16 protein-coding genes are annotated in these 14,513 nt (G+C 57.9%); 12 read left to right on the plus strand and 4 right to left on the minus strand.

Annotated elements, in window-relative coordinates:
- Positions 1-95 precede the first annotated feature (95 nt).
- Together serS and K3727_08955 are read right to left on the minus strand one after the other, a co-directional pair.
- Complete coding sequence (gene serS, locus K3727_08950; protein ID UWQ92887.1) at positions 96-1,385, minus strand: serine--tRNA ligase; 1,290 nt, start codon at positions 1,383-1,385, stop codon at positions 96-98.
- A gap of 131 nt (positions 1,386-1,516) precedes the next feature.
- Positions 1,517-2,890 carry a pentapeptide repeat-containing protein gene (locus K3727_08955; GenBank protein ID UWQ92888.1) on the minus strand — a complete coding sequence of 458 codons (1,374 nt, stop codon included), beginning with the start codon at positions 2,888-2,890 and terminating at the stop codon, positions 1,517-1,519.
- A 200-nt stretch (positions 2,891-3,090) separates the two neighbouring features.
- Here K3727_08955 and yajC point away from each other — a divergent pair, with 200 nt between their 5' ends.
- The 11 genes from yajC (at position 3,091) to K3727_09010 (ending at position 10,263) form a co-directional block, all read left to right on the plus strand.
- Entirely contained in the window at positions 3,091-3,375 is a 285-nt protein-coding gene (gene yajC, locus K3727_08960; protein ID UWQ93323.1) for a preprotein translocase subunit YajC, read from the plus strand.
- 34 nt (positions 3,376-3,409) lie between these two features.
- Entirely contained in the window at positions 3,410-5,071 is a 1,662-nt protein-coding gene (secD, locus tag K3727_08965) for a protein translocase subunit SecD (protein UWQ92889.1), read from the plus strand.
- Position 5,072: 1 nt separating this feature from the next.
- Positions 5,073-6,041 (plus strand): protein translocase subunit SecF, encoded by a 969-nt coding sequence (gene secF, locus K3727_08970; GenBank protein UWQ92890.1) that lies wholly within the window; start codon positions 5,073-5,075, stop codon positions 6,039-6,041.
- Positions 6,034-6,324 (plus strand): hypothetical protein, encoded by a 291-nt coding sequence (locus tag K3727_08975; protein UWQ92891.1) that lies wholly within the window; start codon positions 6,034-6,036, stop codon positions 6,322-6,324. The genes secF and K3727_08975 overlap by 8 nt, the downstream gene beginning before the upstream one ends.
- Positions 6,325-6,351: 27 nt before the next feature.
- A complete protein-coding gene (locus tag K3727_08980) occupies positions 6,352-6,705 on the plus strand; it encodes an Mth938-like domain-containing protein (GenBank protein UWQ92892.1) in 354 nt (117 codons plus the stop codon).
- 46 nt (positions 6,706-6,751) lie between these two features.
- Positions 6,752-7,366, plus strand: a complete 615-nt coding sequence (ccmA, locus tag K3727_08985) for a heme ABC exporter ATP-binding protein CcmA (protein ID UWQ92893.1) — start codon at positions 6,752-6,754, stop codon at positions 7,364-7,366.
- On the plus strand, positions 7,363-8,019 hold the full coding sequence (gene ccmB, locus K3727_08990) for a heme exporter protein CcmB (GenBank protein ID UWQ92894.1): 657 nt from the start codon (positions 7,363-7,365) through the stop codon (positions 8,017-8,019). The genes ccmA and ccmB overlap by 4 nt, the downstream gene beginning before the upstream one ends.
- A gap of 42 nt (positions 8,020-8,061) precedes the next feature.
- Complete coding sequence (locus K3727_08995) at positions 8,062-8,793, plus strand: heme ABC transporter permease (GenBank protein ID UWQ92895.1); 732 nt, start codon at positions 8,062-8,064, stop codon at positions 8,791-8,793.
- Complete coding sequence (gene ccmD / locus K3727_09000; GenBank protein ID UWQ92896.1) at positions 8,790-8,948, plus strand: heme exporter protein CcmD; 159 nt, start codon at positions 8,790-8,792, stop codon at positions 8,946-8,948. The genes K3727_08995 and ccmD overlap by 4 nt, the downstream gene beginning before the upstream one ends.
- A complete protein-coding gene (locus K3727_09005; protein UWQ92897.1) occupies positions 8,941-9,483 on the plus strand; it encodes a DsbE family thiol:disulfide interchange protein in 543 nt (180 codons plus the stop codon). The genes ccmD and K3727_09005 overlap by 8 nt, the downstream gene beginning before the upstream one ends.
- Positions 9,484-9,714: 231 nt before the next feature.
- On the plus strand, positions 9,715-10,263 hold the full coding sequence (locus K3727_09010; protein UWQ92898.1) for a DUF2059 domain-containing protein: 549 nt from the start codon (positions 9,715-9,717) through the stop codon (positions 10,261-10,263).
- Between the two features lie 101 nt (positions 10,264-10,364).
- Here the strand turns inward: K3727_09010 and K3727_09015 are convergent, their stop codons facing one another.
- Together K3727_09015 and acnA are read right to left on the minus strand one after the other, a co-directional pair.
- Positions 10,365-10,706, minus strand: a complete 342-nt coding sequence (locus tag K3727_09015; protein ID UWQ92899.1) for a DOPA 4,5-dioxygenase family protein — start codon at positions 10,704-10,706, stop codon at positions 10,365-10,367.
- 177 nt (positions 10,707-10,883) lie between these two features.
- On the minus strand, positions 10,884-13,571 hold the full coding sequence (gene acnA, locus K3727_09020; GenBank protein UWQ92900.1) for an aconitate hydratase AcnA: 2,688 nt from the start codon (positions 13,569-13,571) through the stop codon (positions 10,884-10,886).
- Between the two features lie 243 nt (positions 13,572-13,814).
- On the opposite strand from acnA, the gene K3727_09025 reads away from it, so the two are divergent.
- Positions 13,815-14,513, plus strand: a complete 699-nt coding sequence (locus tag K3727_09025; GenBank protein ID UWQ92901.1) for a DUF1223 domain-containing protein — start codon at positions 13,815-13,817, stop codon at positions 14,511-14,513.

Here is a 14,513-nt window from a genome sequence, read left to right on the forward strand (position 1 = left end):
TCTCCCATGCCACCGCGCCGTGACCGATGCAAAAGCAATTGGGGGCACATCGACCGATGCGCCCCCTGGTTTTGGTGTGTGGAAGCGGGCCCTGGTCAGACCAGCTTACCGTCCTTGTCCAACGTGGTCTTGCCGCCCAGATAGGGGGCCAGAGCAGCGGGCAGGCTGACAGAACCATCGGCGTTCTGGCCGTTTTCCAGAACCGCGATCAGACACCGCCCGACGGCCAGCCCCGATCCGTTCAGCGTGTGCACGAAATCCGGCTTGCCGCCATCGGTGGGTTTAAAGCGGGCATTCATCCGGCGGGCCTGAAAATTGCCACAGACCGACACTGACGAAATTTCGCGATAGGTGTTCTGACCGGGCAGCCAGACTTCGATGTCGTGGGTCTGGCGTGCGCCGAACCCCATGTCGCCGGTGCACAGCACCACAGTGCGATAGGGCAGGCCCAGACGCTCTAGAATACCCTGAGCGCATTCGGTCATGCGGTCCAGCTCGGCCCGGCTGTGGTCGGGATGGGTGATCGACACCATTTCGACCTTTTCGAACTGGTGTTGGCGCAGCATCCCCGATGTATCCCGCCCGGCGCTGCCTGCTTCGGACCGGAAGCACAGCGAATGCGACGTCATGCGCACCGGCAGGTCGGCTTCGGCCAGGGTTTCGCCATTGGCTGTGTTGGTCAGCGTCACTTCGGAGGTCGGGATCAGCCACCAGCCGTTGGTGGTCTGATAGCTGTCTTCGCCGAATTTTGGCAGCTGTCCGGTGCCATACATCATTTCTTCGCGCACGATGACGGGGCCATTGACCTCCGTCAGGCCATTTTCGCCTGTGTGCGTGTCCAGCATGAATTGGGCCAACGCCCGATGCAGCCGCGCGATATGGCCGCGCATCATCACAAAACGCGACCCCGACAGCTTGGCCCCCATTTCGAAATCCAGGCCCTGCGCGCCGGCCAGTTCGTAATGTTCCTTGGGCGCGAAATCAAAGCTGCGCGGCGTGCCCCAGCGACGGATTTCGACGTTGTCGTCCTCATCCGCACCAACGGGCACGTCGTCATAGGCGAGGTTCGGGATCACCTCGAGCGCGGCCGTCAGCTGCGCGTCCAGCTCCTTGGCCTCGGCCTGCATGGCGGCAACTTCGGCCTTTTTCTCGGACACCAGCGCGCGCAGGCGTTCAAACTCGGCCTCGTCACCGCTGGCCTTGGCGGCCCCCACGGATTTCGACGCCTTGTTCTGGTCGGCCTGTGCGGTTTCAGCGGCCAGGATCTTGGCCCGGCGGGCTTCGTCCAGCGCCAGGATCGTTGATGACACCGGCGCGTCCCCACGGCGCGCAACAGCGGCGTCAAAAGCGGCAGGGTTTTCACGGATCGCACGGATGTCATGCATGTCGATATGCTCCTAGGCGGTTGAATCAATATCTCCAGCATATGCCCCAAGGTTTAACGAAGGGGAAGCTGGAATGGGGGGAGAGGGCGAAGATTGGCCGCAGTGGGGTATTTTGGTCGAGTTGGGGCGGGTTAGGGTTGCGGGTCGTCCCACGTGGTTGGGTCGTCGGGGTCGAAGCCGATGGATTTTTGCCAGTCAACCAGTTGCTTGTCGAAATCCCACAGTTCTTTTATCTTGCTCCAGTTATCATTCCGTTGTCGTTCTGAGGGAAACGTGACTGAACCATCATAGAAAACGCTATCTATCTGGTGTTGCTGAATTTCCAGGCATGATAGATCAACATCATTTATGGCTACCCCTCTTAGCTGGGCTCCCTCCAGACTTGTATCCTTATCCAACTTTGTTCGGTGGAAATACGCCCCCTGCAAACAAGCTTCATAGAGCGTAGCGCCTTGCAGTTTCGAATGGGAAAAGTCTGTGCACTGCATCTGGGAACTGAAGAGTTTAGCTTGTTGCAAATTAGCAAACTGAAAATCCGCGTATTTAACATTGGCCAAAATCATACTCGCATCATGTAGATCTGCCATCTGAAAGGATGCATTTTGCATGTTTGCACCCGTAAGAAAGCTTCCAGCCATCTCAGCTTCTTGCAGCTGTGCTTTTTGCAACTCAGCGCGTTGAAGTGCGGCACCTTGCATTCTAGCTTCATAAAAAAATGCGGAGCGCAAATTGGCACCAAACATCTTTGTACCTTGCATTGCTGCTCCATGGAAATTTGCGTCTTCAAAGTTTAAATCAGACAAATTGTGTTTTTGAAGGTTCGCTTCTTGTAGATTTATTGAAATTTCCAAGGCGTCTACACCCGGAACGTCCTTCAATCTCCCCAGAACTTGAACAGCTTTTTCAGCGTCTGTTCTAATGATGTTTAAGTCGTGAACCCACACGCGCAGAGTTTCCCGCGTTGCCCCTTCTGGAGCTTCTTCCGCTGGAAACACTTTGGAGAGTTCACGAACGTATACGCAAAGTAGTCGTGAGATCCTTGGGGCGATATCTGGTCGTTCATTCGTCAGCCCCTCCAGCCTATCGATAGCTGCGTTACGCCTAACAATGTCGTCTTCCCAGATATTTTCACCATCTTTCCAGATTTGCCGCATGGCATGGAGGTCTTCGCTTGCGGCGTTGATCTTATCGTTGAAGAGGGACTCTTGCGCTGTATCCACCTGTTTCTGAGCAACCGCAGTACGCCAGATGACAAAGGGGACGCCGATCATTGCCGCCACGACCAGTCCGATGTTGCGGATGGCGGCGCTTTGGGATTCAGCATCGGCAAACCCGGCAAGGCCGGTGAGGGCGAGGAAAAACTCCCAGAAGACCAATGCGACAAAGGTGATGAGGATCAGGCTTCCAGTGACCGAAATCAGACCACCGAGCCAGCGGGCCTTGGTGAAATCGGGGATCTGCCGAAAGCCCAGCCAGTCGCCAATTTTGCGGGTAGGTTTTGCCATAAATCTCGCCTCAAATGTCCTTGGCTTTCATCATGACGTGAAAGCGCGTCAGGGCCAAGGGGGCGGGGCGCGTGGAGCCGGGGGAAATCAGATCGGCTGGTGGGGCGGGGTGCTCTTGCAAACACCCCCACCAGCGCATAGGTTCCCGCAAAATTCACACGCGGGACAACCCCGTGTTTGCCCTAACAAAGGAATATCCCATGGATGGTGGCGCAATTGCCCAGTTTCTCCCGCTCATTCTTATCTTTGCGATCATGTATTTCCTTCTGATCCGTCCGCAGCAGAAGAAAATGAAGGATCATCAGGCCATGGTCGACGGTGTGCGTCGCGGTGATCAGGTTGTCACCCAGGGTGGCATCATCGGCAAGATCGCCAAGGTCAAGGAAGACGGCGAGCTGGAAGTCGAGATCGCTGACGGTGTCAAGGTTCGTGTGGTCAAGGCGACCATCGCACAGGTGCTGAGCAAGACCGAACCTGCAAGCTGAACTCTGGCCTTCAACAATCTGAAAAGGCAGGGGAATGCTGCAAATTGATCTTTGGAAGCGGGTGCTGATCTGGCTGGTTTGTGTAACTGGTCTGCTGCTGGCCCTGCCGAATGCCTTCTACACCCGCGTCGAACAATCCAACGACGCGGTTGCCGCGATCGAGATTGGCGCGGACACGGACGAAAACCAGGCGACGGCCGGGCAATGGCCGTCGTTTCTGCCCTCGGCGCTGGTAAATCTGGGGTTGGACCTGCGCGGTGGGGCACATCTGTTGGCCGAAGTGCAGGTCGCGGATGTCTATGCTGCGCGCATGGATGCGATGTGGCCGGAAATTCGCGATGCGCTGCGCCCGGAACGGGCCACCATCGGCACCTTCCGCCAACAGCCCGGTCCCGAAGATCAACTGCGGATTCGCATCTCCAACCCCGAAGGCATGTCCCGCGCATTGGAAATCGTGCGGGGAATGGCCCGCCCGATCCAGTCGCTGACAGGGGCGGGATCCACCGACATCACAGTCACCAGCGATGGTGATGTGCTGACCGTGCAACTGAGCGACGCCGAAAAGCTGGCCACGGATGATCGCACCGTGCGCCAGGCGCTGGAAATCGTGCGCCGCCGGATCGACGAGGTCGGTACCCGCGAGCCGACCATCCAACGCCAGGGTGCAGACCGGATCCTGATCCAGGTGCCCGGTATCGGCAGCGCGTCCGAATTGAAGGCCATCATCGGCACCACTGCGCGTCTGGCCTTTCACCCGGTGGTTGGCCGGGGCAGCGATGGTGACGCATCGGCGGGTGTCGGCAACAAACTGGTGCCATCTCTGGATGAGCAGGGCATTTTCTATACCATCGAATCCGCACCTGTCGTGACGGGTGAGGAACTGGTGGATGCGCAGCCGTCGTATGATCAAAACGGGCGGCCCGCGGTGAACTTTCGCTTCAACACCTCCGGCGCGCGCAAGTTCGGCGACTATACGGCCGAAAACATTGGCAGCCCTTTTGCCATCGTTCTGGATGACGAAGTGGTCAGCGCCCCTGTGATCCAATCGCATATTCCAGGTGGGTCGGGCATCATCACCGGACGCTTTACAGTCGAAGACAGTACCAATCTGGCGGTGCTGCTGCGCGCAGGGGCATTGCCCGCTGAACTGACCTTTCTCGAAGAACGGACCATTGGACCCGAATTGGGACAGGACAGCATTGATGCAGGCAAGATCGCCACGGCGGTCGCCTTTATCGGGGTGCTGGTGTTCATGGGGCTCAGCTATGGTCTGTTTGGCCTGTTTGCCAATGTGGCGTTGATTCTGAACATCGGGCTGATCTTTGGCCTGTTGTCGCTGATCGGGGCGACGCTGACGCTGCCGGGGATCGCCGGGATCGTGTTGACCGTTGGTATGGCGGTGGACGCCAATGTGTTGGTGTTTGAACGGATCCGCGAAGAGCTGAAGACAGCCAAAGGTCCGGCCCGTGCCATTGAACGGGGATATGAAAAGGCGCTGAGCGCCATTCTGGATGCCAATATCACCACCTTCATCACCGCTGTGATCCTGTTTGCCATGGGGTCGGGGCCAGTGCGCGGCTTTGCCATCACGCTGGGGCTGGGCATCATGACGTCGGTGTTCACCGCGATCTTTGTCACGCGGGTGATCATCGTGATGTGGTTTGAACGGCGCCGTCCGAAAACGATCGAGGTATGACATGAGACTGAGACTTGTTCCCAAGGAAACCTCGTTTGACTTCTTTAACAGCTGGAAGCTGTGGGTTGGCCTGTCGAGCCTGATGATGGTGTTGTCCATCGGCGCGTTTGTGGTGATGGGGCTGAATTTTGGCATTGATTTCCGGGGCGGAACCACGATCCGGACGCAAAGCAGCCAGGCCGTGGATGTCGGGTCCTATCGCGGTGCGATTGAACCCCTGGGGCTGGGGGATGTGTCGATCACCGAAGTGTTCGATCCGACCTTTGATGCCGATGAACATGTGACCATGATCCGCATTCAGGCCCAGGAAGGCGCTGAATCGGTAACGGCTGATGTGATTGCACAGGTGGAAACTGCACTGACAACCGTGTCGCCGGACATCAAATTCGTCTCCGTGGAATCGGTAGGGCCCAAGGTATCGGGCGAATTGATCACCACCGCGGTCTATGCGGTGCTGTTGGCGATCGGCGCGGTTCTGGTCTACATCTGGTTGCGGTTTGAATGGCAGTTTGCGCTGGGGGCCGTTGCGGCGCTGGTGCATGATGTGGTGTTGACCATCGGGGTTTTCTCGGTGGTGCAGATCAAATTCGACCTGGCCATCATTGCCGCGTTGCTGACTATTGTGGGCTATTCGTTGAACGATACCGTGGTCGTGTTCGACCGGGTGCGGGAAAACCTGCGCAAGTTCAAGAAGATGTCGCTGGCGCAGGTGCTGAACCTGTCGATCAACGAAACGCTCAGCCGGACAGTCATGACCTCGGTCACAACGTTGTTGGCGCTGATTGCGCTGTTTGTGCTGGGTGGTGATGTGATCCGCGGGTTTGTCTTTGCGATGATCTGGGGTGTTGTGGTCGGGACCTATTCGTCGGTCTTTGTTGCCTCGACCATCCTGTTAAGGCTGGGCGTCAAGCGGGATTGGTCCAAACAGGCCAATAACGCGGGCAACCAGTTTGGAAATATTGATGCCTGACGCTTTGGCGGCGATCCTGGAACCTCCAGGGCTGATCTGGATGTTTCTGGCCTTGGGAGCCGCGGGCCTTGTCCGCGGCTTTTCTGGTTTTGGCGCTGCGATGATCTTTGGTCCGGCGGCGACACACTCTGTGCCAACAGCAGGCATGATGTTTCAGATGGTCGGGACGCGACCAGCGGCGACCAAGGCGGTGTTTGACCCCATGCGGGAGAAGCTCTATCGCGTAGGGTCATATACGGTTACCACCTGGGTCATACTCATCGGGCTGCTGGTCCTAAAGTAACCCCTGCGACGAAAAGGACGACACATTATGCAACTGTCAGAAGTGGGCTTTGGCGACGTAAAACCTGTCGATGGATATGGGGACGGTTTCTTTCGCGTCGGTGGGGTCGTATTTCAGGGGGCGATCTTGACCAGTGTCAAAGGCACTGCTTCTTGGGGCGGGTATCAGGACAGCGCGCCATTGGTGGCGCTGGCCAAAGAGTTTGATGTGCTGTTGGTGGGGACCGGGCCGGAAATCGCCCATATTCCCGCTGATTTGCGCAGGACATTGGAACAGGCCGGATTGGGGGTCGAGGTGATGAATTCACCTGCCGCCTGCCGGACCTACAATGTTCTGCTCTCCGAAGGTCGGCGCGTCGCATTGGCGGCCCTGACCGTCTGACAGGTCGAGCGGCAGAAAAGATAGAAACGAGAACAAGGCAGCTGGCATGAGCCTGAGCGTAACCGATCTGACCATCGCCCGTGGCGGTGTCCCTGTGCTGGAGGGGCTGAGCTTTGCCCTGACGCCGGGGCATGCGATGATCCTGCGCGGCCCGAATGGAATTGGCAAGACGACGCTGCTGCGCACTGTGGCCGGGTTGCAGCCGCCGGTGTCGGGGACGGTCACAGGGGCCGATGACACCATTGCCTATGCGGGCCATTCCGATGGCATCAAACCGACGCTGACGGTGTCGGAAAACCTGCGGTTCTGGGCCAGCGTGTTCGGGGCCGGATCCATTGAACCGGCGCTGAACGCCTATGACCTGGCAGGGTTGGCCGATCGCCACGCAGGCAACCTGTCCGCCGGACAGAAACGCCGATTGGGCCTGTCGCGGCTGGTGGTAACCGGGCGCCCGATCTGGGTGCTGGATGAACCAACCGTGTCGCTGGATGTGAATGCGGTCGAAATGTTTGCCGATGCAGTGCGCGCGCATCTGGGACAGGGGGGATCGGCGTTGATCGCGACGCATATCAACCTTGGGCTCGAAGGCGACGTGTTGGATGTGGGCCCGTTCAAGGCCAAGCCACCCGAGATTGACGATTTTGACGGAGGCTTCCTGTGATTGCTCTGTTGATGCGTGATTTGCGGCTGTCCTTGCGGGCCGGTGGCGGGTTTGGCCTGGGGTTGGCGTTCTTCCTGATCGTGACGGTGATGGTGCCGTTTTCGGTGGGGCCGCAATCGTCGCTGCTGGCCGAGATCGCCCCGGGCGTTTTGTGGCTGGGCGCGCTGTTGGCGTGCCTGTTGTCGTTGGATCGTCTGCTGGCGCTGGATTGGGAGGACGGCTCGCTCGATTTGCTGGCCACCGCACCGCTGCCGCTGGAAAGCACCGTGACAATCAAGGCCTTGGCCCATTGGATCACCACAGGTCTGCCGCTGGTTCTGGCCGCGCCGGTGTTGGGTGTGTTGCTGAACCTGCCGACACCCGGATACACTTGGGTGGTCGTGTCGCTGTTGCTGGGTACGCCTGCGCTGTCGGTGATCGGCACCTTTGGAGCGGCCTTGACCGTGGGGCTGAAACGGGGCGGGCTGTTGCTGTCGCTGTTGGTGATGCCGCTATACGTGCCGACGCTGATCTTTGGGGCCGAAGTTGCCCGCCGTGGGGCCATTGGCATGGACACCCACACCCCGATGTTGATGCTGGCGGGGATCACCGCTGCCAGCATTGCGTTGTTGCCCTTTGCCAGCGCCGCGGTGCTGCGGGTCAACCTGCGCTGATGTGATTTGAAAGAAACCCGAAGGAAGAGCTAAATACCCGTTATGTCATTCTGGGAATATGCCAATCCAAAGAAGTTCCTGACCACCACCGAACGGATGATGCCGTTCCTGTGGCTGACGTCAGGCACCCTGGTGGCCGTGGGCCTGATCTGGGGGTTCTTTTTCACGCCTGACGATTATCGTCAGGGATCAACGGTCAAGATCATCTTTCTGCATGTGCCCGCCGCGATGACGGCGATCAATTGCTGGGTGATGATGCTGGTTACCTCGCTGGTGTGGATCGTGCGCCGCCACCACGTCAGCGCGCTGGCCGCCCGGGCCGCCGCGCCCATCGGGGCGGTGATGACGGTGATCGCATTGATCACCGGAGCGATCTGGGGCCAGCCGATGTGGGGCACCTGGTGGGAATGGGATCCGCGTCTGACGTCGTTCCTGATCCTGTTCCTGTTCTACCTGGGGTACATGGCGCTGTGGGAGGCGATTGATAACCCGGACACCGCCGCTGATCTGACTTCGGTCCTGTGTCTGGTGGGGTCGGTGTTTGCCCTGCTCAGCCGCTATGCGGTGAATTTCTGGAACCAGGGATTGCATCAGGGCGCGTCGCTGAGTTTGGACAAGAAGGAAAACGTTGCGGATGCGTTCTCCAACCCGCTGTATGTCTGTCTGGCGGGGTTTGTTTTGCTGTTCATTGCGTTGGTGTTCTATCGGACCGGAACCGAAATCCGGGCCCGACGGATCAAGGCGCTGTTGGCGCGTGAAAGGATTGGCGCATGATACCTGATCTGGGAAAATATGCAGACACGGTGCTGTCAGCCTATGGGGCGTCGTTGCTGTTGCTGGCTTTGCTGGTGGTGATGTCGATCCGGCGCGGGCGCAAGGTGCGCGCCGAAATGAAACAGATCGAAGATCGGATAACACGCAATGGCTAAGATCTCTCCCCTGATGATCGCGCCGCCGGTGATCTTTGGCGCGTTTGTGTTGCTGGCGGCCGTCGGCATGTTCCGCGAGGATCCCAATTCCCTGCCGTCGGCGCGGGAAAACCAACCGGCCCCGCCGGTTGTGTTGACCGAATTCCCAGGCAAGCCGGGCTTTAGCGATGAAACCCTGCGGGACGGTGAGGTCAAGCTGGTCAATTATTGGGCCAGCTGGTGCGCGCCCTGTCGTGTGGAGCACCCCAATCTGGACAAGCTGGCCAACGAAGGCGTCACAATTCTGGGCATCAACTACAAGGACCAGCAGGCCAACGCAGTGGCCTTTCTGAACGAACTGGGTGATCCCTATGCCGGGATTGGACGGGACGAACAGGGCCGGATGGGGCTGGACTGGGGCGTGTACGGCGTGCCGGAAACCTATGTCATCGACGGCAATGGCATCATCATTCTGCGCCACGCAGGCCCGGTGACCGAACGTGTGATCGAAAAGACCCTGCGCCCTGCGATGGAAAAGGCCAAGGGCGGTAGCTGATTTCCAAGGCGTTCCCCGGATTATTATTGGGGGACGTAGCACCGGCATGCGAATGCGCCAATGTGTTAAATTGATTGCGTCTTTGGCTGATTTTCAGAGCTAAAGAAAGGATCGGACCTGCGAGACGCTATTCGCGTGGAGCATTCAATACCGAAAACTCGTGTTCAGGGTTTACTCTGCCTTGCGTTGATTTTTAAATTCCCTCATAAATCCTTGGTAGAAAATTTCTAAGTGATCGGAATTCTTGTGAAAACATTTTTTTGTGCATGTGCCATCTCTCTGATTGGTCTCGGTTCGCCTGTTCACGCGAACTCAAAGAAAGCGGCGGCCGAATATATCGTCAGCCAAACCATCACCCGGTCCATGTTTGAGGGAGCCATTGCCGCACAAAGGCCGATGATGATTGATGCCGTTCAATATCAGTTGAATGCCAAAGGAGTAACGCTGACGGACCCCGACAGGTTTTTTGACCTGTTGACGGAAGAGTTCTTGAGTGAATTCACCCAGTCGATGCAGGAACAAAGCGCTTCAGTTTATCTCAGGAATTTTTCCAAACAGGAACTGACGGATATCGCCGCATTCTTCCAAACGGACTCTGGTCAGGCCTATATACTGGCGGCTCCGAAACTGATGAGCGAAGGGGCGCGGATGGGGCAGGTTGCGGGGCGCAAGGCCGGCAAGAATGCCGTAAAACGTCTGGCTACACGTATTGAGGACGAGGGGCTTGTTGTTGTCGAAGACCCGAGCCTGTTGTCTCGTTTGCTTGACGCACTTCAATAAAACCGGTCAACAATCGCGATGGCAACAAATTTGGCACCTCTTGTCCGAGGGGACATGCAGCATTTGCGAGCCTTGCAAGCCGGTGCTGGACCCGCCTCAAGTCAATTAAAAATCGACAGGTCCAGCTCTAACCCGGTACCCAACCAGATGCCATGATCGCGGTGATCTTTGAGATGGTCGCTGGTTTCGGGGTGGGCAAACACGATCAACCCGTCGCGGTTCAGCGCGAGCCAGGGCAGTAGGTGCGAGAATTGATCAGGGGTTGCGCCCAATTGGCAGGACCACATTGGGTGCGGTCCGACATTTCGTTCATGAACACGCCCCATAACGACACCAAACTGGTCCGCAGCTGATTGGCACAGCTGCCGGGCCTGTTCGACGGTGTCTGAATTGAAATAGACGTGGGCGTGATAGCCGGTGATGGTTTGGATGTCCTGTGTCATGTCCCGACACTCAGGGATCTTGGTCCGATTGGCAATTCATCTGGTGCCAACATCATCTGTGCAAAATTGCAGTCCGCAAATTTTGGGTCCTGTGCGCCAATCTGATCGGGCTGTTCCAAGAAAAAAGCCCCGCCGTTCAGGCGGGGCTTTGATCAATCCAGGAGTTTGGATTTGATTTTATGATTTGGCCAGGTTGCGCAGCACGTAATGCAGCACGCCGCCGTGTTCGATGTATTCGATTTCAGGCGCTGTATCGATGCGGCACTTGAGAGTGATCTCTTTGACCGAACCATCCGCCATGGTGATGACACAGGGCACAGTCTGCAACGGCTGGATGGTGTCCAACCCGCTGATCGACACGGTTTCATCGCCGGTCAAACCCAACGATTTGCGCGAGTCGCCACCGGTGAATTCGAACGGGATCACACCCATGCCAACCAGGTTGGACCGGTGGATACGTTCAAAGCTTTCGGCGATCACGGCCTTGACGCCCAGCAGCGCGGTGCCTTTGGCCGCCCAGTCACGCGAAGACCCCGCGCCATACTGTTCGCCGCCAAACACCACCAACGGAGTGCCCTGTTCCTGATAGGCCATGGACGCGTCATAGATCGCGGCCTGTTCGCCATCGGGGCCTTTGGTGTAACCACCTTCGACACCGTCCAGCATTTCGTTCTTGATGCGGATGTTGGCAAATGTGCCGCGCATCATGATTTCGTGGTTGCCGCGGCGCGACCCGTACGAGTTGAACTCGCGCGGTTGCACCTGACGGTCCAGCAGGTATTTGCCCGCTGGTGTGGTGGTTGCAAACGATCCCGCAGGCGAGATGTGGTCGGTGGTGACCATGTCGCCCAGAACGGCCAGAACCTTGGCATCATTGATGTTGCTGATGGTGCCGGGTTCCGTACCCATGCCCTGGAAGTAGGGCGGGTTCTGGATGTAGGTGGACGCCGCAGGCCAGTCATAGGTTTCCGCGTCGGTGATCTCCACCGCCTGCCATTTTTCGTCGCCTTTGAACACGTCGGCGTATTTCGACAGGAACGCTTCGCGGGTGACGGTCTGTTCGACCAGCTCGGCAACCTCCTGGGTCGTGGGCCAGATATCTTTCAGATAGACATCCTTGCCTTCGGGTGTTTGTGCAATCGGGTCAGTGGCCAGATCGATGTCCATGGTACCCGCCAGCGCATAGGCGACAACCAGCGGCGGGGATGCCAGATAGTTGGCACGCACGTCAGGCGAAATCCGCCCTTCAAAGTTGCGGTTGCCCGACAGAACCGATGTCGCCACCAGATCACCTTCGGCGATGGCTTCGGAAATCTCCTGCTGGATCGGGCCAGAGTTGCCGATACAGGTGGTGCAGCCATAGCCGACCAGGTTGAACCCGATCTTGTCCAGATCTTCCTGGAGGTTTGCGGCCTCCAGATAGGCGGACACGACCTGCGATCCAGGTGCGAGCGAGGTTTTCACCCAAGGTTTGCGATCCAGTCCCAGAGCCGCAGCCTTGCGGGCCACCAGACCGGCGCCGATCATCACATAGGGGTTCGATGTGTTGGTGCAGGATGTGATCGACGCGATCACGACCTTGCCCGACTCCATGGTGTACTCTTCGCCTTTGACAGCAACCTCTTTGCCCATCGGACGTTTAAAGGTCTGTTCCATCTCGTTGGCAAAGGCGGATTTGGCGTTGGTCAGGGCCACGTAATCCTGTGGGCGTTTCGGGCCGGAAATGGCCGGAACAATGGTGCCCATGTCCAGCGACATGGTGTCTGTATAGATCGGGGCGTAATCGGCGTCTCGCCAGAATCCGTTTTCCTTGGCATAGGCTTCGACCAGGGCGATACGGTCCTTGTCGCGGCCGGTGTTTTCCATATAGCGCAGGGTTTCACCATCGATCGGGAAGAACCCGCAGGTCGCACCATATTCCGGTGCCATGTTGGCGATCGTGGCCCGGTCGGCCAGCGGCAGACGGTCCAGACCGGTGCCATAGAATTCAACGAATTTACCAACCACGCCTTTTTCGCGCAGCATTTCGACGACTTTCAGAACCAGGTCGGTGCCGGTGGTGCCTTCGACCATCGCGCCGGTCAGCTCAAAGCCCACGACTTCGGGGATCAGCATGGAAATCGGCTGACCCAGCATGGCGGCTTCGGCTTCGATCCCGCCAACACCCCAACCCAGAACGGCCATGCCGTTGACCATGGTGGTGTGGCTGTCGGTGCCGACCAATGTGTCGGGATAGGCGACGGTTTCGCCATTCTGGTCTTCGTCGGTCCAGACGGTCTGGGCCAGATATTCGACGTTCACCTGGTGGCAGATGCCGGTTCCGGGGGGCACAACGCGGAAGTTGTTGAATGCTGTCTGACCCCATTTCAGGAACTGATAGCGTTCCATGTTGCGTTCATATTCGCGGTCCACGTTCATCTGGAACGCGCGCGGGTTGCCGAATTCGTCGATCATGACCGAATGGTCGATGACCAGATCAACCGGCACCAGCGGGTTGATTTTCGAGGCAGAGCCTTTGAGCCCGACGATACCGTCGCGCATGGCGGCCAGATCGACCACGGCGGGAACGCCGGTGAAATCCTGCATCAACACGCGGGCCGGGCGATAGGCGATTTCACGGGGGCTTTTGCCGCCATTGGTGGCCCAGTCACCAAATGCCTTGATGTCGTCCACGGAGACAGAAAACCCGTCGTCCTCAAAACGCAGCATGTTTTCGAGCACCACTTTCAGGGCGGCGGGCAGCTTGGAAAAGTCGCCCAGGCCGGCCTCGGTTGCGGCGGGAATTGAATAATAGGCGATGGATTTGCCATTCACGCTCAATGTGCGGCGTGTCTTGGCGGTGTCCTGTCCAACGGTAACGGTCATGTCTGGCCTCCCTCGGGATTGGGTGAAAAGGGGATTTGCTGGTGGCTATCTGCCCCATGACGCGGGTCCATTCAATAGCGGAAACGGCAACTGCGGCGTTTTTGTATACCGTTGCACACAAAATTTTTCAAAACATGGTCACAAACCCGCGCGAATTGATGTCGTGGCTCTCAAGAAACCTTGATTGGTATTTCGGCGCATGCGGCGGTAGGTACAGACCAGACCTATCAGGAAAGCCCTAATATGAAAGCTCTTCGCGCCGCATGTGTTGCTCTTGGATTGTTGCTGCCGGGGATCGCAGCTGCACAATCTTCGCCCGTCGTGGTCGAACTTTATACGTCACAGGGGTGTTCGTCTTGCCCGCCTGCGGATGCGCTGCTGCATCAATTGGCCGCGCGTGAAGATGTACTGCCGCTGGCGCTGCATGTGGATTATTGGGATTACATCGGGTGGAAGGACCAGTTCGCCGATCCGTCCCATGCCAAACGGCAAAAGGCCTATGCCCATGTTGCCGGGCGCAAGATGATCTACACTCCGCAGATGATCGTGATGGGGCAGGAAGACGTGGTCGGGGTGGATACGATGAAATTGGCCGATCTGATCACACAGCATCGGGCTAACCTGGTGCCCGTGTTTCTAACAGCGCAGCGCACCGGGAATACAGTGGTGTTGGATCTGGTATCCGACCTGTCCGGGCCACAGGATCTGGTGGTTCAGCTCGTCCGCTATGCACCCGTGCGCGACATCTCGATCACCCGGGGCGAATTGGCCGGCAAAACGATGTCCTATGCCAATGTGGTCGCCGACTGGCAGATCCTTGGATCCTGGGATGGGTTCAGTACGACACAGATGTCGTTTGACGTGACCGGCGAAGACAAGGCTGCGATTGTGGTACAGCAGGCCGGTCTGGGCGCGGTCATGGCGGCAGTGCGGATCGACTGA

The organism is Rhodobacteraceae bacterium M382 (genome assembly GCA_025141015.1).
Classification (GTDB): domain Bacteria; phylum Pseudomonadota; class Alphaproteobacteria; order Rhodobacterales; family Rhodobacteraceae; genus Aliisedimentitalea; species Aliisedimentitalea scapharcae.